At 57.2% G+C, this 22,293-nt stretch carries 24 protein-coding genes and 4 tRNA genes; 8 read left to right on the top strand and 20 right to left on the bottom strand.

The window, feature by feature from the left end:
* Positions 1–39 precede the first annotated feature (39 nt).
* The gene (locus NQF86_RS07700; RefSeq protein WP_266117036.1) at positions 40–714 is read right to left on the bottom strand and encodes a class I SAM-dependent methyltransferase; all 675 of its coding nucleotides are present in this window, start codon (positions 712–714) and stop codon (positions 40–42) included.
* Between the two features lie 133 nt (positions 715–847).
* Here NQF86_RS07700 and dapF point away from each other — a divergent pair, with 133 nt between their 5' ends.
* The 3 genes from dapF to ftsY are packed head-to-tail and all read left to right on the top strand — an operon-like array spanning position 848 to position 3,827.
* The gene (gene dapF / locus NQF86_RS07695) at positions 848–1,657 is read left to right on the top strand and encodes a diaminopimelate epimerase (RefSeq protein WP_266117035.1); all 810 of its coding nucleotides are present in this window, start codon (positions 848–850) and stop codon (positions 1,655–1,657) included.
* Positions 1,654–2,868, top strand: coding sequence for a MiaB/RimO family radical SAM methylthiotransferase (locus tag NQF86_RS07690; protein WP_266117034.1), 1,215 nt, complete (start codon positions 1,654–1,656; stop codon positions 2,866–2,868). The genes dapF and NQF86_RS07690 overlap by 4 nt, the downstream gene beginning before the upstream one ends.
* Before the next feature lie 44 nt (positions 2,869–2,912).
* Positions 2,913–3,827, top strand: coding sequence for a signal recognition particle-docking protein FtsY (gene ftsY, locus NQF86_RS07685; protein ID WP_266117033.1), 915 nt, complete (start codon positions 2,913–2,915; stop codon positions 3,825–3,827).
* A gap of 292 nt (positions 3,828–4,119) precedes the next feature.
* On the opposite strand, the gene NQF86_RS07680 is transcribed toward ftsY, so the two are convergent.
* From NQF86_RS07680 to NQF86_RS07645, 8 genes are all read right to left on the bottom strand, one after another.
* A complete protein-coding gene (locus NQF86_RS07680) occupies positions 4,120–5,409 on the bottom strand; it encodes an adenylosuccinate synthase (protein WP_266117032.1) in 1,290 nt (429 codons plus the stop codon).
* A 48-nt stretch (positions 5,410–5,457) separates the two neighbouring features.
* Positions 5,458–6,603, bottom strand: coding sequence for an ATP phosphoribosyltransferase regulatory subunit (locus NQF86_RS07675; protein ID WP_266117031.1), 1,146 nt, complete (start codon positions 6,601–6,603; stop codon positions 5,458–5,460).
* On the bottom strand, positions 6,600–7,766 hold the full coding sequence (locus NQF86_RS07670) for a phosphoserine transaminase (RefSeq protein WP_266117030.1): 1,167 nt from the start codon (positions 7,764–7,766) through the stop codon (positions 6,600–6,602). The genes NQF86_RS07675 and NQF86_RS07670 overlap by 4 nt, the downstream gene beginning before the upstream one ends.
* A gap of 188 nt (positions 7,767–7,954) precedes the next feature.
* Positions 7,955–8,039 (bottom strand) — tRNA-Leu (locus NQF86_RS07665).
* A 106-nt stretch (positions 8,040–8,145) separates the two neighbouring features.
* Positions 8,146–9,057: an N-acetyl-gamma-glutamyl-phosphate reductase gene (argC, locus tag NQF86_RS07660; RefSeq protein WP_266117029.1), complete on the bottom strand. Its 912-nt coding sequence runs from the start codon at positions 9,055–9,057 to the stop codon at positions 8,146–8,148.
* Between the two features lie 48 nt (positions 9,058–9,105).
* Positions 9,106–9,615 (bottom strand): GNAT family N-acetyltransferase, encoded by a 510-nt coding sequence (locus NQF86_RS07655; RefSeq protein ID WP_266117028.1) that lies wholly within the window; start codon positions 9,613–9,615, stop codon positions 9,106–9,108.
* A 21-nt stretch (positions 9,616–9,636) separates the two neighbouring features.
* Positions 9,637–11,316, bottom strand: coding sequence for an energy-dependent translational throttle protein EttA (gene ettA / locus NQF86_RS07650; RefSeq protein WP_266117027.1), 1,680 nt, complete (start codon positions 11,314–11,316; stop codon positions 9,637–9,639).
* A 114-nt stretch (positions 11,317–11,430) separates the two neighbouring features.
* Positions 11,431–11,504, bottom strand: a tRNA-Ile gene (locus NQF86_RS07645).
* 203 nt (positions 11,505–11,707) lie between these two features.
* Here NQF86_RS07645 and ppa point away from each other — a divergent pair.
* On the top strand, positions 11,708–12,232 hold the full coding sequence (ppa, locus tag NQF86_RS07640) for an inorganic diphosphatase (protein ID WP_266117066.1): 525 nt from the start codon (positions 11,708–11,710) through the stop codon (positions 12,230–12,232).
* Positions 12,233–12,371: 139 nt separating this feature from the next.
* Here ppa and NQF86_RS07635 read toward each other — a convergent pair.
* Positions 12,372–12,446 (bottom strand) — tRNA-Gly (locus NQF86_RS07635).
* 38 nt (positions 12,447–12,484) lie between these two features.
* A tRNA-Gly gene (locus NQF86_RS07630) sits at positions 12,485–12,559 on the bottom strand.
* Positions 12,560–12,734: 175 nt separating this feature from the next.
* On the opposite strand from NQF86_RS07630, the gene NQF86_RS07625 reads away from it, so the two are divergent.
* From NQF86_RS07625 to NQF86_RS07615, 3 genes are all read left to right on the top strand, one after another.
* The gene (locus NQF86_RS07625; RefSeq protein ID WP_266117026.1) at positions 12,735–13,655 is read left to right on the top strand and encodes a tetratricopeptide repeat protein; all 921 of its coding nucleotides are present in this window, start codon (positions 12,735–12,737) and stop codon (positions 13,653–13,655) included.
* Between the two features lie 80 nt (positions 13,656–13,735).
* A complete protein-coding gene (locus tag NQF86_RS07620) occupies positions 13,736–14,413 on the top strand; it encodes an LON peptidase substrate-binding domain-containing protein (RefSeq protein ID WP_266117025.1) in 678 nt (225 codons plus the stop codon).
* Between the two features lie 66 nt (positions 14,414–14,479).
* Positions 14,480–14,662 (top strand): Trm112 family protein, encoded by a 183-nt coding sequence (locus NQF86_RS07615; RefSeq protein ID WP_266117024.1) that lies wholly within the window; start codon positions 14,480–14,482, stop codon positions 14,660–14,662.
* A 107-nt stretch (positions 14,663–14,769) separates the two neighbouring features.
* On the opposite strand, the gene NQF86_RS07610 is transcribed toward NQF86_RS07615, so the two are convergent.
* Entirely contained in the window at positions 14,770–15,168 is a 399-nt protein-coding gene (locus NQF86_RS07610; protein WP_266117023.1) for a hypothetical protein, read from the bottom strand.
* A gap of 64 nt (positions 15,169–15,232) precedes the next feature.
* Between NQF86_RS07610 and NQF86_RS07605 the strand changes: the two genes are divergently transcribed.
* A complete protein-coding gene (locus NQF86_RS07605; protein ID WP_266117022.1) occupies positions 15,233–15,895 on the top strand; it encodes a fused DSP-PTPase phosphatase/NAD kinase-like protein in 663 nt (220 codons plus the stop codon).
* A gap of 12 nt (positions 15,896–15,907) precedes the next feature.
* Here NQF86_RS07605 and NQF86_RS07600 read toward each other — a convergent pair whose 3' ends face one another.
* The 8 genes from NQF86_RS07600 to NQF86_RS07565 all read right to left on the bottom strand — a co-directional run bounded on the left by NQF86_RS07600 (position 15,908) and on the right by NQF86_RS07565 (position 22,293).
* Entirely contained in the window at positions 15,908–16,363 is a 456-nt protein-coding gene (locus tag NQF86_RS07600; protein WP_266117021.1) for a helix-turn-helix domain-containing protein, read from the bottom strand.
* Between the two features lie 101 nt (positions 16,364–16,464).
* Complete coding sequence (gene lnt, locus NQF86_RS07595) at positions 16,465–17,943, bottom strand: apolipoprotein N-acyltransferase (protein ID WP_266117065.1); 1,479 nt, start codon at positions 17,941–17,943, stop codon at positions 16,465–16,467.
* 70 nt (positions 17,944–18,013) lie between these two features.
* Complete coding sequence (locus NQF86_RS07590) at positions 18,014–18,883, bottom strand: GNAT family N-acetyltransferase (RefSeq protein WP_266117064.1); 870 nt, start codon at positions 18,881–18,883, stop codon at positions 18,014–18,016.
* An 89-nt stretch (positions 18,884–18,972) separates the two neighbouring features.
* Positions 18,973–19,506 carry a Fur family transcriptional regulator gene (locus NQF86_RS07585; protein ID WP_266117020.1) on the bottom strand — a complete coding sequence of 178 codons (534 nt, stop codon included), beginning with the start codon at positions 19,504–19,506 and terminating at the stop codon, positions 18,973–18,975.
* A 92-nt stretch (positions 19,507–19,598) separates the two neighbouring features.
* Positions 19,599–20,021: a MucR family transcriptional regulator gene (locus NQF86_RS07580; protein WP_266117019.1), complete on the bottom strand. Its 423-nt coding sequence runs from the start codon at positions 20,019–20,021 to the stop codon at positions 19,599–19,601.
* 450 nt (positions 20,022–20,471) lie between these two features.
* A complete protein-coding gene (gene rimI, locus NQF86_RS07575; RefSeq protein WP_266117018.1) occupies positions 20,472–20,993 on the bottom strand; it encodes a ribosomal protein S18-alanine N-acetyltransferase in 522 nt (173 codons plus the stop codon).
* Positions 20,990–21,673, bottom strand: coding sequence for a tRNA (adenosine(37)-N6)-threonylcarbamoyltransferase complex dimerization subunit type 1 TsaB (gene tsaB, locus NQF86_RS07570; protein ID WP_266117063.1), 684 nt, complete (start codon positions 21,671–21,673; stop codon positions 20,990–20,992). Before tsaB ends, rimI begins: the two co-directional genes overlap by 4 nt.
* A complete protein-coding gene (locus tag NQF86_RS07565; RefSeq protein ID WP_266117017.1) occupies positions 21,673–22,293 on the bottom strand; it encodes a malonic semialdehyde reductase in 621 nt (206 codons plus the stop codon). Before NQF86_RS07565 ends, tsaB begins: the two co-directional genes overlap by 1 nt.

Raw genomic sequence — 22,293 nt, 5'->3', positions numbered from 1 at the left:
GAGACGATCACCACCAAATTAAAAAGCGGGGCTTTAACCTCAGCCTGTTACAGGGCGGCGACCGATGACAGCCCGAACCGTATCCTGCCATGCTGTCAGGTCCTCTGGGGGGACAACCTCCCCGGTATCCAGCTCCGCAAATCCAGCCCGCTGCATGAGGGCACTGGCAAAACGCACCCGGTCTTCCGGCTCCAAAGCCTGCCAGATGGCCACGGCCTTGGCCGGTACGAATCTGTCGGAAAAACTGACAATCAACGGCGCACCGGGCCGCAGAACACGAAACAGCTCCTCAATAACCTGCTGCGGCTTTGTCAGATAGGCCAGACCATCACAGAGCAGGGCACCGTCAAAACTTGCATCATCAAAAGGCAGGACCGGCGTGCTGTTGAGGTCCTGCTCCACAAAGCTGCTCAGAGCCTGATTGGCTTTGAGCGCCGTCTTGCTGACATCCAGCCCGATGAACTCCTGAAAGGTGGCATCTTCTGGCAGATGGCTCATGGCACCACACATCAGGTCCAGCGTACGTCCCCCTACCGGCAGGGCTGTGCGATAAAGGGCGGTAATGGCCGTACGGGCCCCCATATCCATCAGGGAATCCAGATTCTGACGGGCCCAGAAGGCTTCTTCCGCCTCTGATGATGCCTGTGTGAATGCTTTTTTGTGTAAGCCCTGCACGCCGTCCCCTTTTCTGCTGTCCTTTATCAGGTGCCCCATAATATAGGGCGGCCAGACCCATGAACAATGGCCTACCAGACGGGAAAGACTTCCCGAAAACCAAGGCTCCATTTTACCCCGGCGGCACAACATTATAGAAGGAGGCGGTTTCATCACGTCTCAGAGGGGCATCATGGGCGTTTCCTTCACGAAAATGCACGGGCTGGGGAATGATTTCATCATTCTGGATGGCAGAAACACGCCACTTTCCCTATCCACCGCTCTCATCAGCCGTCTCTGCGACCGCCGCACAGGGATCGGCTGCGACCAGCTCGTGACACTCTCACCTCCCACACGGGACGGGGCAGACGTGCTCGTACGATTCTTCAACCCGGATGGCTCAGAGGCGGGAGCCTGCGGCAATGCCTCCCGCTGCGTTGCAGCCCTTCTGGGCGGCAACCCGACCCTTCAGACACAGAATGGCCTGCTTCCCACCTCGCAGGAAAACGGGCTGATCTCCGTTCTCATGGGGAAACCCCATCTGGACTGGCAGAGCATCCCCCTCGCCCATGATTGCGACACAGCCCATCTTCCACTCCATGATGGCGCTGCCTGCTCCATGGGCAATCCCCATCTGACGCTGTTCCGCTCCATCGAAGATGCCACCTCCATGGGCCCGGCGCTGGAGACTGATCCTCTCTTTCCGGAACGGGTCAATGTCGGTTTTGCTGATATTCTGTCCCGTACTCATATCCGCCTGCGTGTCTGGGAACGTGGCGCTGGGCTGACACTCGCCTGCGGGTCCGGTGCCTGTGCGGCGGTCGTCAATGCAGCACGGCGGGGGCTCGTGGAACGAACCTGCCGTGTCACCATGGAATGCGGGTCTCTGACCATCACATGGCAGGATGATGATTCTGTCCTGATGACCGGTCCGGCGCAGACCGTCTTTACCGGTACGCTGGATGAAAACTGGCTGAATGACGGGCTGACAGCCACGCCATGAGCGTCACCCTTCTCACCTTCGGCTGCCGCCTGAACGCCCATGAAAGCGATGCGATGGAGCATCTGGCCCGTCAGGGGCAGGCGCAGGATGGAGAGACCATCATCGTCAATACCTGCACGGTCACGGCGGAAGCGGAACGGCAGGCCCGCCAGACCATCCGCCGTGCCCACCGAGAGAACCCGAACGCCCGCATCATCGTAACAGGCTGTGCCTCCGAGCGGGCAGCGGACGCATGGGCGGCCCTGCCCGGTGTCAACCGGGTCATCCCCAATACGGAGAAGACACGCCCTTCCACATGGGGGCTGCCAGAGGAAGCAGGCCATACTCCACCACCATCCCGCTATATCCGAGCCCTGCTTCAGGTTCAGCAAGGCTGTGACAATGACTGCACCTTCTGCGTCATCCCGGCAGGCCGAGGGCAGTCCACCTCCATGCCGCCAGAGGAGATTATTCCGAAGGCCCGTGCCCTGACGGAGGCTGGCCATTGCGAAATCGTGCTGACAGGCGTTGATATTGCTTCATGGCAGCAGGGAGAGATGGGGCTGGGGCAGCTCTGCCGTCATCTGCTGGATGAAGTACCCGACATTGCCCGCCTGCGCCTCTCCTCCATCGACCCCATGATCCTGACCCCCGATACGGGCGACAAAGCCCTATGGGACCTGATTGCGAATGAACCTCGCTTCATGCCCCATCTGCATCTGTCCCTTCAGGCGGGGTCGGACCTCATTCTCAAACGCATGAAGCGCCGCCACAGTACGTCTGACGTAGCCGGACTGATCGGACAGGTCCGCCGCCTGCGACCTGATACCGGCTTCGGAGCCGATATCATCGCCGGTTTCCCGACCGAAACGGATGCGCTTTTTCAGGAAACACATGATTTTCTGACAGAACAGGCCATTCCGTTCCTTCATGTCTTCCCCTATAGCGAACGCCCCGGAACGCCAGCTGCCCGAATGCCCGCCATGCCGAAAGCCATACGGCAGGAACGTGCTGCCAGACTGCGGGCACTGGGCCAGACCGTGCGGGATGACTTCCTCGCCCGCTTTGTCGGACAGGAAAAGACTGTTCTCATGGAAAGCCCGACAACAGGCCACACCCCGGAATTTGCCGCCTTCACCCTGTCTGAAGCGCAACCCTCCCACCGTGGCAGGCTGGAGCGCATCCGCATCACCGGGCTGAAAGACGGGATGCTAATGGCAGAAATCCCCTGAGAAGGACTTGACGACTCCCCCCTTCTCGCACCAATTCGACAGACATGGCTGGATTTTTTTCTCGACTCAAACAGGGTCTGTCCCGTTCAAGCGCACGCCTCAATGCGGTGTTTGTCAAACGGCAACTTGATGATGCAACTCTTGAAGAACTCGAAGACGAGCTGATCGCCGCTGACCTCGGCCCCGCCGTGGCCGGGCGGATCATTGAACAGTTTCGTGAAAAGAGCTTCGGAGAAAACATCACACCCGAAGAAATCCGCCAGACACTTGCCAAAGAGATTTCCCGTGTGCTGGAGCCCGTTGCCCAGCCTTTCGAGCTGGACAGCAGCAGGAAACCGCATGTCGTGCTCGTGGTCGGGGTTAATGGTGTGGGCAAGACCACAACCATCGGCAAAATGGCCCATCAGTACCACCAGCAGGGCAAGTCCGTCATGATGGTGGCAGGCGATACCTTCCGTGCGGCGGCAGTCGAACAGCTCCAGATTTGGGGAGAACGGACGGGCGCCCCTGTGATTTCTGGCAAGCCGGGAGGTGATGCTGCCGGGCTGGCCTATGACGGGCTACAGCGCGCTACGGAAGAAAAAGCTGATCTTCTGCTCGTAGATACGGCAGGCCGCCTGCATAACCGTCAGGCCCTGATGGACGAGCTGGCCAAGATCATCCGTGTGATGCAGAAGTTTGATCCTTCTGCACCGCACAGTGTCCTGCTGGTTCTGGACGCCACAACCGGACAGAATGCCATTGAGCAGGTGCGTGTCTTCCGTGAACTCGTCAATGTCAGCGGTCTGGTCGTGACCAAGCTGGATGGTTCTGCCCGTGGCGGAATCGTGGTGGCGCTGGCCGAACAGTTCAAGCTGCCCGTGCATCTTGTCGGCGTTGGCGAGCAGGCCGAAGACCTGCGCCCCTTCTCTGCTGAAGACTATGCCCGTGGGCTGGTCGGTGATGCTAAAGCGGAGTAGCGTATTTTTCGTCCAACCATCTGAGATGGACAACGCCTAGTAAGGAGAGCTCTTTCATGATTAGAGCATTATCACGATTTGCTGTCGAAACCGTTGTAACAATCGTCTTTGGCAAAATACTGAAAAAGATTCTGGACAGAACCTTCCCCGATAACCGAGCCTGAAGAACAGGATGGTTCAATAAAAAAGGGAGTGCCCTATAAGAAGCACTCCCTTTTTTTATGCAGATGCAGATACGAAAAAGGCCAGCCCGTGACAGGCTGGCCTCCTCATCTCATCCATTCAGGATCAATCAGCCCTCAAACGGGTCTGTTACGAGAATGGTATCCTCACGCTCCGGGCTGGTGGAAAGCAGCGTAACAGGCGTGCCAATCAGTTCCTCAATACGGCGAACATACTTGATTGCCTGAGCCGGCAGTTCCGCCCAGGAACGGGCACCGCCTGTTGTTTCATTCCAGCCCGGCATGGTCTCCAGAATCGGCTTCACACGAGCCTGTGCTCCCGGTGCGGACGGGAAGTTATCAATCCGCTTGCCATCCAGCTCATAACCGACACAGATGGACACTTCTTTCATACCATCCAGAATGTCCAGCTTTGTCAGGGCCACACCGCTGACACCGCCGACACGCACGGCACGGCGCACCATGGCGGCATCAAACCAGCCACAGCGGCGGGGACGGCCTGTTACGGTACCGAACTCACGACCACGCTCGGCCATGCCCTTACCGACTTCATCAAACAGCTCGGACGGGAACGGACCTTCGCCAACACGGGTTGTATAGGCCTTGGCAATACCCAGCACGAAACCGACCGATTTCGGGCTCATGCCACTGCCGGACGCCGCAATAGCCGCCACCGTGTTGGAGCTGGTCACGAACGGATAGGTTCCATGATCCACATCCAGCATGACAGCCTGTGCGCCCTCAAACAGAATGCGCTTGCCAGCCCGGTCAGCCTCGGCCAGACGATCCCATGCACAGCAGGCATAGGGCAGAAGACGGGGGGTGATTTCCTTCAGGAAGGACAGAATGTCTTCCTTCGTGAAGGTCTCTGCCCCCAGACCGGCCAGAAGCGTGTTGTGATGCAGCAGCAGCTCGTCAATCTTCCAGTCCAGCGTTTCAGGCTCGGAAAGGTCACAGATGCGGATAGCACGGCGAGCCACCTTATCCTCATAGGCAGGGCCAATACCCCGACCTGTCGTGCCGATCTTGTGATTGCCACGAGCAGCCTCACGGGCACGATCCAGAGCACCATGAACAGGCAGAATCAGCGGAGCGGTCTCAGCGATCCAGAGTGTTTCCGGCGTGACGGTAAGGCCCTGCTCCGTCACACGGTCGATCTCGCTCATCAGCGCCTTGGGGTCCACCACAACGCCATTACCGATGACGCCGATCTTCCCACCGACCAGACCGGAGGGAAGCAGGGAGAGTTTATAGACCTGATCGTTCACAACCAGCGTATGGCCGGCATTATGCCCACCCTGAAAGCGGACAACGATATCGGCCCGGCTGGCCAGCCAGTCCACAATCTTGCCTTTACCCTCATCGCCCCACTGGGTTCCGATTACGGTAACATTGGCCATAAGAATGTCTTCCCTTAACGTCTCACAATGGCGGACCCTGCCAGCACCTCAGCGTGCCAGTATGGCAGGTTTTCCATCTCTCCAGATATGGCTGCACCGCAGATGATGCGCCTCCTGCTCCATCTCGCCTGATTCCCCAAGCGATGCGATCGTGGCATAGCCTGCCTCATGCAGGCTGGACAAGTCTTTCTGCGCCATCGCAGGCGGAACAAGGCACCGTTTCCGCCGCTTCGGCTTTTCCGCCACCCGTAAGAAGGCCTGCGGATTGAGGGTCAGCCCACAGGCAGGCTCATCACCGGCCAGATAACGACCACCACGTCCCAGCTCCTCACGAGAGTGCATGGCAAAAACTGTCACACACACACCCGTATGATACCGCCAGCCCCGGAAATCCACCGGGTCCACTGTCAGGCGGGCATCCGGCAGACGAGCCAGAATGGCAGCTACATCTTCCTTCAAACGGGCCACATGCGGCCTGAGCATGGCGGGGAAGTTCAGTGTTTCAAGCTTCTTCAGAGCGATGGAGGCCGGACCGACCGCTTCCATCATCCCCAGCAGAAGCTCAGCCCATGGGCCACCGTGCTCCCGCACGGCAGCCGCATCGCGGCGGTCCAGCGCATGAATGATGCTTTCCCGCTCGATACCGGAAAAACTGTCATCAATCAGGCTCCAGACCATGACAGGCATGGAAAGGTCAAAGGACACATTGGCGATGCCCAGACGGGCCAAAGCCTCAGCGCCCAGCGCAATCACCTCAGCATCTGCCTCAGCCTTATCCGGGCCAATCAGTTCGATGCCAGCCTGTGATATCTGCCGCTGCCCTTCACGGCCCAGCGTGCCGATCACGACACAGTCCCCTGCATAGGAGAGACGCAGCGGGCGGGGACAATCCTGCATCCGCACAGCAGCGATACGGGCGATCTGGGTCGTCATATCCGGCCGAAGGGCCATCATGCGATGAGAAGACGGGTCCAGCAGACGAAAGCTCTGCTCTGCCAGTGCCTCACCAGCACCGCTCAGCAGGGAGCCTTCAAACTCCAGAAGGGGCGGGCGGACACGCTCATAACCATGGCATGAAAACACGTCCATGACCTCGGCAAGACCACGGGCTTCCGCCTCTGCCTCGGCAGGGAGGAGGTCCACGAACCCCATGGGCAGCAGGGCTGGGCTGGATGTCTCGGGACCGTTAATCATGACGCAGCACACTTTTCTTCAATACGGGCAAAGGCCCAGTCCAGCCATGGCAGGAGAGCTTCGATATCTTCAGCATCGACCGTAGCCCCGCCCCAGATACGCAGACCTGCCGGCGCATCACGGTAACCGGCAAGGTCATACCCGGCCTTTTCTTCTTCCAGAAGGCCCGTCATAGCCTTGATGACCTTGGACCGTCCGGCATCATCCAGTGCCTCGAACCACGGAGCTGTGATTTTCAGGCAAATGGACGTGCAGGAACGGGTTTCTTTCTTTTCACTCAGAAAAGCCACCCAGTCCCGTTTGGCAACCCAGTTCTCCACAATGGCCAGATTCCGGCGGGAACGGGCCTTGAGGGCCTCCAGACCACCAACAGACTCAGCCCAGCGCAGGCCATCCAGCGCATCTTCCACGCAAAGCATGGACGGCGTATTGATGGTATCACCCCGGAAGATGGCCTCATTCAGCCCCTTTTTACCCGTCAGACGGAAAATCTTGGGGAGAGGCCGCTGGCTTCCTTCCTCCAGACGTCTGACAGCTTTCGGGCTGAGTGCCACCATACCGTGAGCGGCCTCACCACCGAGTGCCTTCTGCCATGACCATGTAACGACATCCAGCCGATCCCACGGCAGCTCCATCGCAAAGGCGGCAGAAGTAGCATCGCAGATCACAAGGCCATCATGCTGCACTGGGACACTCTCAACAGACGGAATGCAGACACCGGAGGTCGTGCCGTTCCATGTCAGCACCACATCACGGGACCAGTCGATCTGCGCCATATCGGGCAGCTCACCGTAAGGGGCTTCCAGAACACGCAAATCTTCCAGCTTCAGAATATCCTTCAGGTCCTGTGCCCATGTGCCGGAAAAACTTTCAAAAGACAGGACATCCATGCCCCGCTGTCCGGCCAGTGCCCAGAGAATCATCTCCACGGCACCCGTGTCGGAGGCTGGAACAATACCGACCTGCCAATCTTCCGGCACACCCAGCAAAGCAGCAGACCGGGTAATGACTTCATTGAGCCGTGCCCGCCCTTCCGCTGCACGATGGGACCGCCCCAGAAAGGCCCCTTTCAGCGCCTCCGGTGTCCAGCCCGGACGTTTGACGCACGGACCAGATGAAAAATAGGGTCGCTGGGGACGATGCGAAGGCTTGGCTGCGGTCATGATTGGCAGGTCATCCATGGTTCAAAAAGCGCAGGAGGCCGCTCATCCCCGCAGAAACGGGCAAAAACGGTACCTGACGGCAAAAGATTTACTTTTTTCTTAGGTGTCACAGGCATCAGGAGGGGTCAAGCCAGCCTGCTCATGAGCATCACAACGTGTGGCTCCGGTCTCCATCATGTCCTGAAAAATGGTGCGAAAGAGGGGACTCGAACCCCTATGCCTTACGGCGGTCGATTTTGAGCCGACTGCGTCTACCAGTTCCGCCACTCTCGCCCATTATGGTCTGTACCGCCTAACGGCACAGAAAGCGTTTCGCTTATAAAATATCTGGCCAGAAAGAACCAGAGAGGGACCGGAAAAAAAATCCGGCCCCTTATTCTCAGGGGATATCCTGCCCGCTCATCAGCAGAATGTTACGCATCGCCGCACCGGAGGCCCCCTTCCCCAGATTGTCCAAAGACGCCGTCAGCAAAGCCTGCCCGCTATGGCCACTCACACGCAGCTCCATATCATCCCGCCCGGCCATGGTCTCAGCCACCAGCTTCGGCTCAGACTCCACGACACGAATGGTCTTGGCATCCTTGTAAAACGCCTTGAGCACGGCTGTGACGTCTTCAATCATCGGCACACCGGGGAGTGACACCAGATGCAGCGGGATGGACACAATCATGCCCTGTGCAAAATGCCCCACGGAAGGCACAAACAACGGGTTGCGTGTCAAACCGCTATATTGCGTCATTTCCGGCAGATGCTTGTGCTGAAGATTCAACCCGTACAGGAAGAAAGCAGGACCACCCGCCTCCTCCTGCTGCTCGATCATCGTGCGGCCACCACCACTATAGCCAGACACCGCATTGATGGAGACGTGGGCATCCACCGGCAGCACACCCGCCTGAACCAGCGGACGCAGCAAGGCAATAGCCCCGGTAGCATAGCAACCCGGATTGCTGACAAAACGAGCTTTCCTGATCCGTTCCGGCTGGGTGGCATCTAGCTCCGGCAGGCCATAGACCCAGTCCGGATTGACACGGTGAGCCGTGCTGGCATCCAGAAAACGGGTACCCGTATCCTGCCCCAGAGCCACCGCTTCACGGGCGGCATCATCTGGCAGGCACAGTACGGTGATGTCCGCCTGTGCCATAAGCTCATGACGAGCCTGCGGGTCTTTTCTCCGAGCGGGATCAATGCTGAGCAGCTTCAAATCGTGGCGATCCGCCACAGCCTCAACACGGCGGCGAATCCCCAGCCCTGTTGTTCCCGCTTCGCCATCAATGAATATGTGCGTTGTCATCGTCCCGGCTTCCCTGTTGCCTGTCCCCTGTAACCGGGGCGGTGCCATTCACCATTGGAACAGCATCCGTCTTTTTTCGTACAAGAGCATGATGTGCCCGTCACGCTCGAACTGGTCAAGCAGGCTCATACCGATGCTGCCCAGCACAATACGGGAAGGGCGATTATCCTGCCGGGCTACAGCCACCACACGCTCCACACCGGCATCCAATACGAAATTGAGAGCCGTACCGGCGGCCTCACGGGCAATGCCACGCCCAGCCGCCCATGGGAACAAGGCAAAGCGCAGGCCGATCCCCTGGCCATCAGGGCGCTCATGCACGCCCGTCATGCCGACAAAACGCCCTTGCTCAAGAATAGAGAATATGCCGATGCCACGCTCAGCCCAGAAGGCCACATCCTCAGCCATTTCGGCCTCGGCCTTCGCACGGGTGCGTACGCCGCCCAGCATGGTCCCGAACGCTCCGACATCCGCTTTCAGCCTCGCCATGTCCTCCATGTCCGGCCAGTTGACCGGGCGGAGAACAAGACGTGCTGTCCGCAGCTCATTGCCTAACACAACTCGCCGCCCGAAAGGCGATCAGCGTGTGATGGGACGGTAACGGATGCGGCTTGGCTCCGTGGAATCCGGGCCCAGACGGCGGCGCTTGTCTTCCTCATATTGCTGGAAGTTACCCTCGAACCATTCCACATGGCTGTCACCCTCAAAGGCGAGGATGTGCGTAGCCAGACGGTCGAGGAACCAGCGGTCATGGCTGATAACCACGGCGCAGCCTGCGAAGGATTCCAGAGCATCCTCCAGCGCACGGAGCGTATCAACGTCCAGATCGTTGGTCGGTTCGTCAAGCAGAAGAACGTTGTTGTCTTCCTTGAGCATCTTGGCCAGATGCACACGGTTACGCTCACCACCGGAGAGAACGCCAAGACGCTTCTGCTGGTCCGGCCCCTTGAAGTTGAAGGCCCCCACATAAGCACGGGACGGCACAGCCCGCTTACCCAGATGAATAACATCCGTACCGCCGGAAATTTCTTCCCAGACGGTTTTACTGTCATCCAGATCGTTACGGGACTGATCGACATAGCCCAGCTTGACCGTATCACCGATCTTCAGGGAGCCGGAATCAGGCTGTTCCTGCCCGGTAATCATCTTGAAAAGCGTGGACTTACCGGCACCATTCGGCCCGATAACACCAACGATACCACCCGGCGGCAGCTTGAAGTTGAGGTTGTCGATCAGCTGGCGATCACCGAAGCCCTTGCAGAGATTCTCAGCCTCGATGACAGTCTGGCCCAGACGGGGACCGGGCGTAATGACGATCTCCGCCGTGCTTCCGGCAGCTTCCTGCCCGGCAGCCAGCATTTCCTCATAGCGGGTGATACGGGCCTTGCTCTTGGCCTGACGGGCCTTCGGAGAGCTGGCGATCCACTGCTGTTCAGCGGCCAGAGCACGCTGACGGGAGCTTTCTTCTTTCTCCTCCTGTTCCAGACGCTTGCGCTTCTGTTCCAGCCAGGAGGAGTAGTTGCCCTCGAACGGATAGCCACGGCCACGCTCGATCTCAAGAATCCAGTTCGTGACATTATCAAGGAAGTAACGGTCATGGGTGATGACCATCACGGTACCCTTGTACTCACGCAGGGTCTTCTCGAGCCATGCCACGCTCTCGGCATCCAGATGGTTGGTCGGCTCATCGAGCAGCAAAATGTCAGGCTTTTCCAGCAGCAGGCGGCACAGGGCCACACGGCGTTTCTCACCACCGGAGAGCTTATCTACCGGGCTGTCCGCCGGCGGGCAGCGCAGCGCATCCAGAGCGATTTCCAGATGGCGGTCCAGCTCCCAGCCATCTTCCGCATCAATCTTTTCCTGAAGCTCGGCCTGCTCAGCGAGAAGATCATTCATCTCCTCATCGGACATAGGTTCAGCGAACTTCATGGAGATTTCGTTGAAACGCTCCACAGCCTTCTTCAGCGCACCGAAGCCCTGTGCGGCGTTCTCACCCACGGTCAGGTTCGGGTCCAGCTGCGGCTCCTGCTCCAGATAGCCAATGCGGACGCCCTCGGCGGCCCATGCTTCACCACCGAATTCTTTTTCAATCCCGGCCATGATCTTCAGCAGGGTGGACTTACCCGCACCGTTCACACCGAGGATACCGATCTTCACACCCGGCAGGAAGGAGAGCGTGATCCCCTTGAATACCTCACGACCGCCCGGATAGGACTTTGTGACGTCCTTCATGACATAGACATACTGATAGGCGGCCATGGAACGGTCTCCTCTAAAACACACGAACGAAAAGGCAGGAAGCAGGGCTATGCCCCCTCTCGCCCGGGGCGTTTCCCAACAAAACAGGCTGCTCCACATTGTGGAGGTGTCACCTGCGCCCGGCAGGACTCGAACCCGCAACCTAGCCGTTATGAGCGGCCAGCTCTAACCAATTGAGCTACAGGCGCACAGACATCCCGCCACATTGCTCATACGCAACTTTTTTTCAACCCCTTAACAGGCAAAAACATGCCATGCCGGGTAAATAATACGCTTTCCCTTTTCTGTCAGTCCGCCGCCAGAGCACAAGAAGCAATACGCATATACAACACTGTGCATATTCATTAATAATGCCTCATCATATCACCATAGATTACGGATGGAGCAGACGATGGATGTGACCAAGCTTTCCCCCGGCAAAGATGTGCCGAATGACGTCAACGTCGTGATCGAGATTCCGCAGGGTTCTCAGGTCAAGTACGAAGTGGATAAGGACAGCGGCGCCATTTTTGTTGACCGTTTCCTGTTCACACCTATGGCCTATCCGGCTGCTTATGGTTTCATCCCCAACACGCTGGCTGCTGATGGCGACCCGGTGGATGCACTGGTGCTGACACCGGCTGATGTCCTCCCCGGCAGCGTCATCCGCTCCCGCCCGATCGGCGTGCTGAAGATGGAAGATGAAAGCGGACAGGACGAGAAGCTGATCTGCGTACCGCACGACAAGATTCATCCGCAGTTCAGCAAGATCGACTCTCTCGACCAGCTGCCGGAAATCACGCTGAAGGCCATCGCTCACTTCTTTGAGCGTTACAAGGACCTTGAGCCCAACAAATGGGTGAAGGTCTCCGGCTGGGGCGACAAGGCTGAGGCTGGCAAGGTCATCGAGGCTGCCATCGCTGCTGCCAAGAAGTAAGACCGTAACGGCCTTACTGAACACGGGCGGTTTCCTGACCGGAGGCCGCCCGTTTCTACATCCGCTGTTATGCGTGCGATAATGGCAGATACAAAAAAACCACCTCGCCTGAACTGACAAAGTGGTTCTTTCATCTATCTGGAGCGGGCGATGGGATTCGAACCCACGACCCCAACCTTGGCAAGGTTGTGCTCTACCCCTGAGCTACGCCCGCATCACATTTTCACCAGCAGCTCTCCAGAGTTCGAAATCTGGAGCGGGCGATGGGATTCGAACCCACGACCCCAACCTTGGCAAGGTTGTGCTCTACCCCTGAGCTACGCCCGCATGCTGTCGGTGGGAGGCTTATGCCCCAAACACGCCCCTGATGCAATCCCCCTCCTGCATTTTATTTTCCTTTTTTGAAGGTTCCTTCCCCCTTGCCTCCGTGGAACACGGGAACAATCTTATTTAAAAAGATCGTAACATAGGCCCCTTCCCAGACGACATAAGGTAACCAACCATGACAGACGCCCTTTTCCCTTCCAGCGGACAGTCCCACGTGCTGGAGGTGGATCAGTCAAGCTTCATGAAGCAGGTTGTGGAAGCCAGCAAGGACGTGCCGGTTCTGGTGGAGTTCTGGGCGGAATCATCTGCCTCTTGTAAGAAACTGTCCCCTGTGCTGGAGAAAGTCACCCGTGCCACGGAAGGGCGGGTCAGGCTGACACGGTTGGATGTAACAGCTAACCGATCTCTGGTTGCCCAGCTGGTGCAGATGGGCCTTCCTCTACACTCTGTTCCGATGGTCGTTGCCTTCTGGAAAGGGCAGGTACGTGACCTTTTTCAGGGTGCGCAGCCGGAAAGTGAAATCCGGACCTTTGTGGAACAACTCCTGAAGGATAGCGGGCAGGCTATGCCCGTTGCCGAGCAGCTCAAAACGGCTGAAGCTGTCTTCAAGGCTGGTGAACTCGCCGAGGCCATCAACATCTATGCCAGCGTGCTGGAAACCGAACCGGAAAATCCAGCAGGCTGGGCCGGTCTAATCCGCTGTATGGTCACCATGGATGACCCGGAAGGTGCCAAAGAAGCAGCCTCCCAGATTCCAGAAGGCCTTGCCACAAACGATCAGATCGTCAGTGCCCTGACGACCCTCAAACTCTATCAGGAAGGCCGGGAAGCTGCCGGAAAGATTGATGACATCCGTCAGAAACTGGAACAGGCCCCAGACGATACCAGCCTTCTGGAAGACCTCGCCAAAGCCCTGAATGGGGCTGGCGACCGGGAGGGCGCCGCACAGATTCTGCTGGATATCATCGCCAGAGACAGGGATGGAGCCGGACAATCCGCCAAGGCCGAACTGCTGAAATTCTTTGACGCATGGGGCATGACCGACCCTGCCACCCTGACAGCCCGCCGCAAGCTGTCTTCACTGCTTTTCTCATGAAGGAATAGGCACCGCCTGACCCATATGCAGGGAGACGCCCATCCCCGTGGCCCCCTGCCCCTTGCAGAAGCATATGTCCGATGTCTGATACGCAGAACCCTACCTACACACGACAATCCACAACCAAACGCCGCATACCGGCCCTAACAGACATGACACTGGCGGATATTCCGCCACGAGTCGGGCTTCTACCATTGGGAGACACCATTCTTCTTCCACGAGGCCAGCTTCCGCTGACCATTTTCGAGCCCCGCTATCTGACATTGCTGGAAGACTGCCTGTCTCACCATCGTCTGATCGGCATCATCCAGCCCTGCGAGACAGCCCGTTATGGCGACATGATGCCCCCGCTGGAACCTGTCGGCACCATTGGCCGGGTTACCTCCTTCATGGAACAGGAAAGCGGCCAATTCTTCATCACGCTTACGGGCGTATGCCGCTTCCGCCTATTGCAGGATCAGCTGACGGAACGAGGCTGGCGGGAAGGACGCATCAACGCCACCCCCTTCTCCCACGATCTTCTTGAAAGCCCGACCCTTCATCTGGACCGCAAAGACCTTGCAGCCGCACTGAAGGGCTATAACCAGCGTCATGCCCTTTCCATCAACTGGGACAGTCTCAGAAAACTTGATGACGGTACCCTGCTAACCATGCTCCCCATGCTGCTGCCATTTCCAGCCACAGTAAAACAGGCCATGCTGGAATGTAACGGACCAGCAGAACGGGCCCATCAACTGCTTGAAGAACTCTCCCGCTAGTCTTTCATGCAGGTTAATCCGGGCCGCTCCCGGCCCTTCCTTTCATATTCAACAGGAAGCCCTACCATGACCAACACCGCCCCCTCTCCCGAACTTCTGGCCCGCCTCGTCTGCCCAGTCACCAAAGGGCCGGTTCATTATGACAAAGAGAGCAACAGCATCATCAGCCCACTGGCAAAACTTGCTTTTCCTGTTCGTGATGGCATCCCCGTCATGCTGCCGGAACAGGCAACACCCCTGAAGGACTAAGCACGGTCTTTCTTTCCTGAGGGAAAAGCATCAGGACCGCCTGTGCGATCCTGCCCTGCTTTACAGCCTGCCTGACCTGTCAGACAGGCATCCCGTTCGTCAACTCACTATTTCTGCTGGGCCACTGGCGGCCCGTAGGACACATCGGTCTGTGTCTGTGCGGGGAAATGAGGAACACCATTACCACCACCGCTGCGACCACCACTGCCACTACCGCCGCTGCCATCAGCGGTACGGAAAGCACGCCCAGAAATCTCATCCGGCGTTGGCTGAATAACCTGCACCATTGGAACCATTCCCCCCGAATAAGGCGGCATAGGGTGATGAAGCTCCCGGAATGGTTTCTTCGGGTAAGCTTCCGTCATGTCCGCTTTAGGGAGATGATGTTTAGGGGCATCATCATCCTCTCCCGCACAGCCTGTCAGCAGGGCAACGCCCATCAGGCAAAGCCACAGAACCCGGCAAAACGGGCGGGCATACAGGGAAAGAGAATGATACAGCCGCATGACCCTCCCTCTATAACACGTCCACGGAATTGACGAAGGCCCACAGGCGTGAAAAGAGACAACCATGTTCAAAGGCCCTCTTTCCTCTCCCCTACAACGCCTTCGTGCCTGGTATGATGGGCTGTTTGTGGATCACGCCATTTTCCGCCTGGTCTGGACCAATCTGGCCCCTGTCGTGCCGGGGCGTGTCTGGCGCAGCAATCACCCCACACCAGGGCGGCTACGCCGCTGGCAGAAAAAACTAGGGCTCGTCATGGTCATCAACTTACGAGGTCACCGGCAATGCGGTGCTGATGCCCTTGGCCGGGAAGCCTGCACAAAGCTCGGCCTCCCCTATCTGGACATGGCCTTTGAGAGCCGCAATGCCCCTCATAAGGAACGCATTCTCCGCTTCCATAAACTCTACAGCACGGCCCGCTTTCCCCTGCTTTTACACTGCAAGTCCGGTGCGGACAGAGCTGGCCTTGCCAGTGGCCTCGTGACCCTCTTTGAAGGAGGAAAAGCCGAAGATGCTCTGAAGCATCTTCACTGGCGCTTCCTGCATTTTCGCCGGTCCCGTACAGGCATTCTTGATGCTTTCTTTCTGCTTTACCAGAAAACAGCCGAAGGCCGTCTCTCCTTCATGGACTGGGTAGAGCAAGAATATGACGAGGATGCCCTCCGCAGCGCTTACCGGGCAGGGCGATTCAGCTCCTTCCTCAATGACATGATCTTACGGCGGGAATAATCCCCCCTGCCATCATGGCCGGGTAGCAATCGCTTTGATGAAATTGAGAAGCTGCTGACGGGTCTTCTCATCCTTGATGCTGTAATAGGCCTGAGCAAGCTCCAGCGTCTCCGGCTGCATGAGCAGCTCGATTCTGCAATCCTTCTTCACCTCAGATGGTGTATCCTTTTCCTCCTTTTCTGATCCGCTCTGAAAGCCCGCCTGCTCCTCGTGCAATCCAACTCCATGAGCGGTAGTAAAACCCTCTAGACCATCAAAAAAGAAACCAACCGGGACATCAAGTATCTGCGCCAGATCATATAGACGACTTGCCCCTACCCGATTCGTACCACGCTCATATTTCTGCACCTGCTGAAATGTGATCCCCAATGCCTTGGCCAGCTTCTCCTGTGAATATTTCCGCAACCCTCGAAGAAGACGAATACGCCTTCCCACATGTTCATCAACAGGTGATACCTTCTCTACCATCAACCGCAACCTCTATAAAAAACGTCTGGCATTTTATTGTTTCTTTATAAAAATTAACACTTAATTACCATGATCACACACTTCCTTGTGATCCTGCCTTTTCAGCGGCGCTGATTCCTCCCTCCCTTTCTGCCTGCCCCAAAAGCAAGGCCTGCCAACAAAAGGGACAGCAGACCCGGCACCAGACGATGCCCCATCATAGCGAACATGGTTGGTTTTTCTGGTCCCGGCAAAGGTCTGACAAGCACCTCCTCCTTCCCCCAGCCTGTACGCCCTACCTCTCGGCCACGACCATCATAAATGGCTGACACACCACGGTTATTGGCAAACACCACAGGCAACCCTTCCTCCACCGCACGCATCCGACCTGTGGCCAAATGCTGACGGGGCCCTGCACTATTGCCGTACCACGCATCATTGGAAATGGTCAGCAGCCAGTTCGGCCTTTGCCCCGGCGCCACCACACTGCCAGAAAACACGATCTCATAGCAGACCATGGGGCCGACCCGACCTATCTGTGGCAGATTCCACGTCTTCAACCCCGGACCGGGCACCACCTCGGCAGGCAGAAGATGGAAAGGCACGATCCAAGGGTCATATTCCCCAAAAGGAACAAGGCGACTCTTGTCATATATCGCCTCAATATGCCCATCTGGGGCCAGAGCCATCAGGCTGTTATACCAGCGCCCTTTCCCCTGGGCACGCCGATCTGAACCAAGCAAGACGGGTGCCCCGGCCGCTGCCAAGGCAATGTCCCGGCGAGCCCAGTCATCTTCATCCAAAAGCCCCGGGAAAGCCGATTCAGGCCAGACAACCACAGCATGACGATCCGGCACGATCATGCGTGCCTGTTTCACACCGGCAGCCGTTAAATCCAAATAGCTATTAAACTGCGCTACAGCCCCGTCACGCTCCAGCACCTCTGTCTCGGTGACGTTCCCTTGCACGATTACGACAGCCGGGTTGACCTGACCCGACACGAAATCTGCATGTCCTGCACGCCACATCCCCCAGCCACACCAGCACAGAGCGCAAACAGCCACCCCAATCGCCGCTTTCCGGCCCTGCCATAGCATCAATGATGCCAGAACTAGCATAAGGGTCAGTCCATCCACCCCTATCAAAGAAGCAGGTTGAATCAGCCAATCCCCGACCCTGCCATACAGTTCCAGAGCACTGCCAAGGGGATTCCATGGGAAGCCAGAAAAATAGAAAACCCGTGCCATATCAGCCAATGTCCAGCTGCCAGCAAACAGCAGGATACGAGGCCAACCTGCTGGCACCAGACGACACAACACCGCCGGAATCATCACCAGCGGGGCAATCAGCAACGCTACACCTGATGAAGCAAATGGCAGCACCCACCAGAAGTCCTGCACCCGTGTCAGAACAGCATTGGTCAGCCAGTAAAGCCCTGCCGTATGAAACCCCATACCAAACAGAAAGCCCCACCACGCCGCCTGACGATGGCTGGAAGCCTCACATGACAGGCGATAAAGCAACCCCATCGCCACAGGCAGAACCGGCAGAAAACAAAGAGGCGGCAAAGACAGAGCGGCCACGGCGCCCAGTGCCAGCATAAAAATGACACTGCGCCACCCTCCCTTCTGCGGGAAGGCACACACCGCCCCGATAATCTTCAAGGAGCCTTTAATCCAAAGCGTCTTTAAGACGGCGCTCGTAATGCCGGTAATATTTGTCTGCCAGCAACTCACTTTTCACCAGCACGGCAACATCTGTCGTATTGAACTGCTCATCCACCACGGCACCATCACCAATATACCCGCCAAGACGCAGATAACCCTTGATGAGAGGCGGCAATTTGCTGAGACATGTCCGCCGGTCCAGAGTAGCCGGGTCTGTCCGACACATGCTCACATAACGTTCCGGCAGAGCACGCACACGCAAAGCGGGCGGAGCCAGATGATTATGATACAGCCATGTCAGCTCATCACTCATCGTCTCAGGGGATGTGCCATGCAAACTGGCACAGCCAAACAGCACATCAATACGATGGAGGAAAATATAGGACGCAATACCCCGCCAGAGTAGCTGCATGGCAGCCCGCCCACGATACTCCCGTGCCACGCAAGAGCGACCAACTTCCAGCAGGCGCCCCGGGAAGTCTGTCAGGCAGGAAATATCATACTCGTCAGCCGTGTAGAAACGCCCATTCTCTCCCAGCACATCAGAGCGCAGAAGGCGGTACGTTCCCACCACACCGGCCGCACCGGCACCAAGGGCATGATCCACAACCAGAAGATGATCGGCAATTTCATCAAACTTGTCGGCATCAAGACGGGTCTTCAGCGCTTCCTCACTGGGATGCGCTCCCATCTCGTCAAAGAAGACACGGTACCGCAACGCCTGTGCAGCACGGATCTCCTCCTCGCTTGTAGCCAGACGAACGCCGAGACTCCCCCCACGCAGCTCCTGAAAGCCGCCTTCCCGATTAAGAGCCAGTGTCGCCAGAGTATCCATCTGCCGCTGCGTTTTCTCGCTGCTGACGATACCCCCCATATCCAGCTTTTCAGCAGGGCTGGCGGGGGTTTGCATATCCTCGATGGTATCGGACAGGCTCTTTCCGGTCATATGAAATCAACTACTCCTTATGCCCGGCTTGGGGGGGTGGTTTCATCCTCGCTTCCACTACCGGAAGCAACATCTTTCTTCTTACCAGAACTGGTACGCCGACCAAATAGCTCCGCACGATGGGACATGAGATCAAACCCCAGCTCTGCGGCAATCCGGGCGAGCAGCCCCACCAGCTCATCATTCTCGAACTCGATAACATTGCCGCTATCGATGTCAATTAGATGGTAATGATGCCCATTCTCACTTGCTTCATACCGCGCACGCCCACCGCCAAAATCGCGGCGCTCCAGAATACCTTTTTCTTCCAGAAGGCGAACCGTCCGATAAACAGTAGCCACAGAGATGCGGCTATCCAGCTCGGAGGCACGGCGATACAGCTCCTCCACATCGGGATGATCTTCCGCTTCGGAAAGAACACGAGCGATCACACGCCGCTGCCCGGTCATTTTCAGGCCATGCTTGACGCAAAGTCGCGCGATGGGAGAATCTCCCACCGCACTGTCGGGCGCAGCACTCCCGCGCCCCGCTTTTTTTGTGCTCATCACCATATTGATGATCTATCCGATTATGATGCGGTTTGTCCAATCCGCATCATAAAGCCGGAAAGCACTCCTCCTTTTTTCAGATCGTAAGGGGGCGCTTACTGCTGCCCTTCATTCTCCTCACGGCGGCGACCCAGACCGATACGCCGTGCAAGAGAGGAACGATGGTTTGCGTAATTGGGGGCCACCATCGGATATTCAGGCGGCAGACCCCAGCGCTCACGATATTCCTGCGGGGTCATGTTGTACGCAGTCTTAAGATGGCGGCGCAGCAGCTTCAGCTTCTTACCATCTTCCAGACAGATGATGTAATCAGGGAAGACGGATTTGCGTGGCGGCACAGCCGGAACGGGCTTTTCTGGCTCGGCCTCAACCGGGGCACCAGCACCAGCCAGCGCACCATGTACAGACCGGACGAGATCTGGCAGAGCCTCAGCAGCAACATCATGGCTACTTACATAAGCGGTGATGATCTGTGCGGTTAGCTGGCGCAGATCCTGTTTTTCTGTCTCAGACGACATAAAAAAGTTATCTCCCAAGAAATTTAGTTCGACCTATAACGGATTGCAGGAAAAGACAATAAGAAAAAAAACATCTCTGTAATAGTAACTACTTGTTGATGGTATAAGGACCTCCCTGCTGCATATAAAATGTACCATAAAAGTTCAGTGTTACATGAGAAAACTGGTTTCGTTTCAGCTACTATAATAACACTATATTTTATCGGTAATTATCCACAACGCAAAGATTTCCCTGTTTTATCCAAGCAAGTCCTTACCACTTGGAGCCCCAGCATAACCTATGCAGGGACATAGAAAGAAAAATTAATTAAAAGTTACTGTGAAATAATAATCTGCCACAGAGACCATCTGGACCGCCTCATCATGCAGAAGCCATTCCGGCATCCCATGCCTATACCCTCTATCCATTCCAGAATGACAGGGCATGAATATCAAAATGACCTGTTATCTTTACTCTGGCAGCCACCGTAAGAGGCGAGCATCTTCGCCATCTTCATAATAGCGTGATCGTACAGCAACCTGCTGAAATCCAGCACGCTCATATAATGTTGCAGCCGCCTGATTACTGACCCGGACTTCCAGAAAAAGCGTCTCTCCGGCTTTCTGTGCTTGCTTCAGAACATGCTGCAGCAACGTACGTGCGACCCCACGACGCTGCTTATGGGGGTGAACTGCCAGACTTAAAATTTCACCTTCATCCAGCACATAGCGGGTGATGATAAACCCGGCAGGCACCATCTCCCGCTCTGGCAGGCGATCCTCCACGCAGGCCAGCCACGCCACAACACCCGGCATCTCCAAAATTTGCCGAAACGCAACCTCATCCCAAGGCTCTTTCCCTGCAAAAGCAGCATGATGCACTAGTGAGAGCAAAGACGCTGCCTCCGGCCCTACCTGTCTTGGTGCAGTGACAGGCAAATCAGACGAGGTAGGGTCCCCGCCTTCAGCCGGAAACGCCTCCTCTATCTTCATCGTGGCGCAGGACGCAGGCCACCCGCCGGAAGCTTGGCCTCAGGCGGGTCAACATAAAGAGGCTCCAGCGGATAGGCCCGATCACCCTGTACAAGCGCCTGACAGGCTGCCCGGAAGATACCCCCCGCTGAAGGAACAGCATAAGGAAGACGGACCGTCTGCCGCCCCAGAAGACAGTCACCCGGCTCCCCTGAAAGCTCCGGCAGGGCATCATCTCCATAAACAGCATCGCCAGCCACAGCAGGCCAGCTATCAGGGCGGATATCCTCTACCGGCAAGGCATAGGCCGGACGACCGGGAGGGTCCACAAACACACGCCCCCGGCGGGCCAGACAAAGAATGGCGGCCTCATCATGCTGCATAGTCGCTCGCAGCGCATCGCCCAGCCTCACTCCAACACCACGGCAATTCCACCCTCGCACGAGCCCGGCAGCAAGAGACAGGGAGGCCCGCAGCCCGGTAAATGATCCCGGCCCCACGATGGCCGCCACGAGCTCCGGCGGCTGCTGCCAGCCAGACCGTGCCAGCAACGCCTGTACGGCAGGCGCAAAACGCTCGGAGGCTCCACGGCCTGAAAGAACTTTTTCTTCCACCACGATGCCACGCTCCAGCACGGCAATCAGGTTGCTCTGCCCTCGCCCTGCACCAGCTCCATTCAGCACAAGGCACCGTTCCGGCATTACAGCCACAGACAGACCTCCTCATGGGGCAAACGAGGAAGACGTGGTGATGCTGGTTCTTCCCCTTCTTTCGGGTAACCCAGCGCAACGAGGAAATTGGCCCGCCAGCCTTGCTGCCGGAAGCACTGTTCTTCCACCATGATGGAATCGAAACCGGACATGGGCCGTACAGCCAGCCCCAACGCGCGGGCTGCCATGATGAGATAGGCCCCCTGAAGGGTCCCGTTACGGAAAGCCGTCTCATCACTCAGCCCGACATCCGCTGCAAACCAGTCCCGCAAGCCCGGCATGGGGTTGAGCGTTGCCAGTTTCTCAAAAAACAGCGGATCGTAACCGACAATCACCAGAACGGGGGCCGCCATGGCCTGCTCGACATTCCCAAGGGACAAAGCCGGACGGATTTTCTGCCGGGCTTCTTCCGTCTTCAGGAAGGCAAAACGTGCCGGAGAGCAGTTACCAGAGGTCGGCCCCAGCTTCAGCAGGTCATACAAACGAAGCAGCACATCATCACCCACCGGACGGTCTGAAAAACCCTCCGCCGTGCGGCACTGCGTGAACAGCTCCTCAGCCAAAAGCGTACTGGCCGTGTGATCTTCTACTGAATCCGGTGATGTCGTCAT

Origin of the sequence: Bombella pluederhausensis (genome assembly GCF_026385525.1) — a bacterium.
GTDB classification, from domain to species: domain Bacteria; phylum Pseudomonadota; class Alphaproteobacteria; order Acetobacterales; family Acetobacteraceae; genus Bombella; species Bombella pluederhausensis.
Note: the sequence above shows the minus strand (reverse complement) of the source record. Positions and strands in the feature narration are given on the sequence as shown.

Bases quoted from the DNA above. Each gene is read 5' to 3' on its own strand.
- tsaB (WP_266117063.1), bottom strand. From the start codon at position 21,673: ATGCCGGAACGGTGCCTTGTGCTGAATGGAGCTGGTGCAGGGCGAGGG.
- dapF (WP_266117035.1), top strand. From the start codon at position 848: ATGGGCGTTTCCTTCACGAAAATGCACGGGCTGGGGAATGATTTCATC.
- argC (WP_266117029.1), bottom strand. From the start codon at position 9,057: ATGACAACGCACATATTCATTGATGGCGAAGCGGGAACAACAGGGCTG.
- NQF86_RS07670 (WP_266117030.1), bottom strand. From the start codon at position 7,766: ATGACCGCAGCCAAGCCTTCGCATCGTCCCCAGCGACCCTATTTTTCA.
- NQF86_RS07620 (WP_266117025.1), top strand. From the start codon at position 13,736: ATGTCTGATACGCAGAACCCTACCTACACACGACAATCCACAACCAAA.
- NQF86_RS07605 (WP_266117022.1), top strand. From the start codon at position 15,233: ATGTTCAAAGGCCCTCTTTCCTCTCCCCTACAACGCCTTCGTGCCTGG.
- NQF86_RS07675 (WP_266117031.1), bottom strand. From the start codon at position 6,603: ATGATTAACGGTCCCGAGACATCCAGCCCAGCCCTGCTGCCCATGGGG.
- ppa (WP_266117066.1), top strand. From the start codon at position 11,708: ATGGATGTGACCAAGCTTTCCCCCGGCAAAGATGTGCCGAATGACGTC.
- NQF86_RS07615 (WP_266117024.1), top strand. From the start codon at position 14,480: ATGACCAACACCGCCCCCTCTCCCGAACTTCTGGCCCGCCTCGTCTGC.
- NQF86_RS07690 (WP_266117034.1), top strand. From the start codon at position 1,654: ATGAGCGTCACCCTTCTCACCTTCGGCTGCCGCCTGAACGCCCATGAA.
- NQF86_RS07700 (WP_266117036.1), bottom strand. From the start codon at position 714: ATGGGGCACCTGATAAAGGACAGCAGAAAAGGGGACGGCGTGCAGGGC.
- NQF86_RS07585 (WP_266117020.1), bottom strand. From the start codon at position 19,506: ATGGTGATGAGCACAAAAAAAGCGGGGCGCGGGAGTGCTGCGCCCGAC.
- NQF86_RS07590 (WP_266117064.1), bottom strand. From the start codon at position 18,883: ATGGGGGGTATCGTCAGCAGCGAGAAAACGCAGCGGCAGATGGATACT.
- ftsY (WP_266117033.1), top strand. From the start codon at position 2,913: ATGGCTGGATTTTTTTCTCGACTCAAACAGGGTCTGTCCCGTTCAAGC.
- ettA (WP_266117027.1), bottom strand. From the start codon at position 11,316: ATGGCCGCCTATCAGTATGTCTATGTCATGAAGGACGTCACAAAGTCC.
- NQF86_RS07565 (WP_266117017.1), bottom strand. From the start codon at position 22,293: ATGACGACATCACCGGATTCAGTAGAAGATCACACGGCCAGTACGCTT.
- NQF86_RS07625 (WP_266117026.1), top strand. From the start codon at position 12,735: ATGACAGACGCCCTTTTCCCTTCCAGCGGACAGTCCCACGTGCTGGAG.
- NQF86_RS07610 (WP_266117023.1), bottom strand. From the start codon at position 15,168: ATGCGGCTGTATCATTCTCTTTCCCTGTATGCCCGCCCGTTTTGCCGG.
- NQF86_RS07600 (WP_266117021.1), bottom strand. From the start codon at position 16,363: ATGGTAGAGAAGGTATCACCTGTTGATGAACATGTGGGAAGGCGTATT.
- lnt (WP_266117065.1), bottom strand. From the start codon at position 17,943: ATGCTGGCACTGGGCGCCGTGGCCGCTCTGTCTTTGCCGCCTCTTTGT.
- rimI (WP_266117018.1), bottom strand. From the start codon at position 20,993: ATGAAGATAGAGGAGGCGTTTCCGGCTGAAGGCGGGGACCCTACCTCG.
- NQF86_RS07680 (WP_266117032.1), bottom strand. From the start codon at position 5,409: ATGGCCAATGTTACCGTAATCGGAACCCAGTGGGGCGATGAGGGTAAA.
- NQF86_RS07580 (WP_266117019.1), bottom strand. From the start codon at position 20,021: ATGTCGTCTGAGACAGAAAAACAGGATCTGCGCCAGCTAACCGCACAG.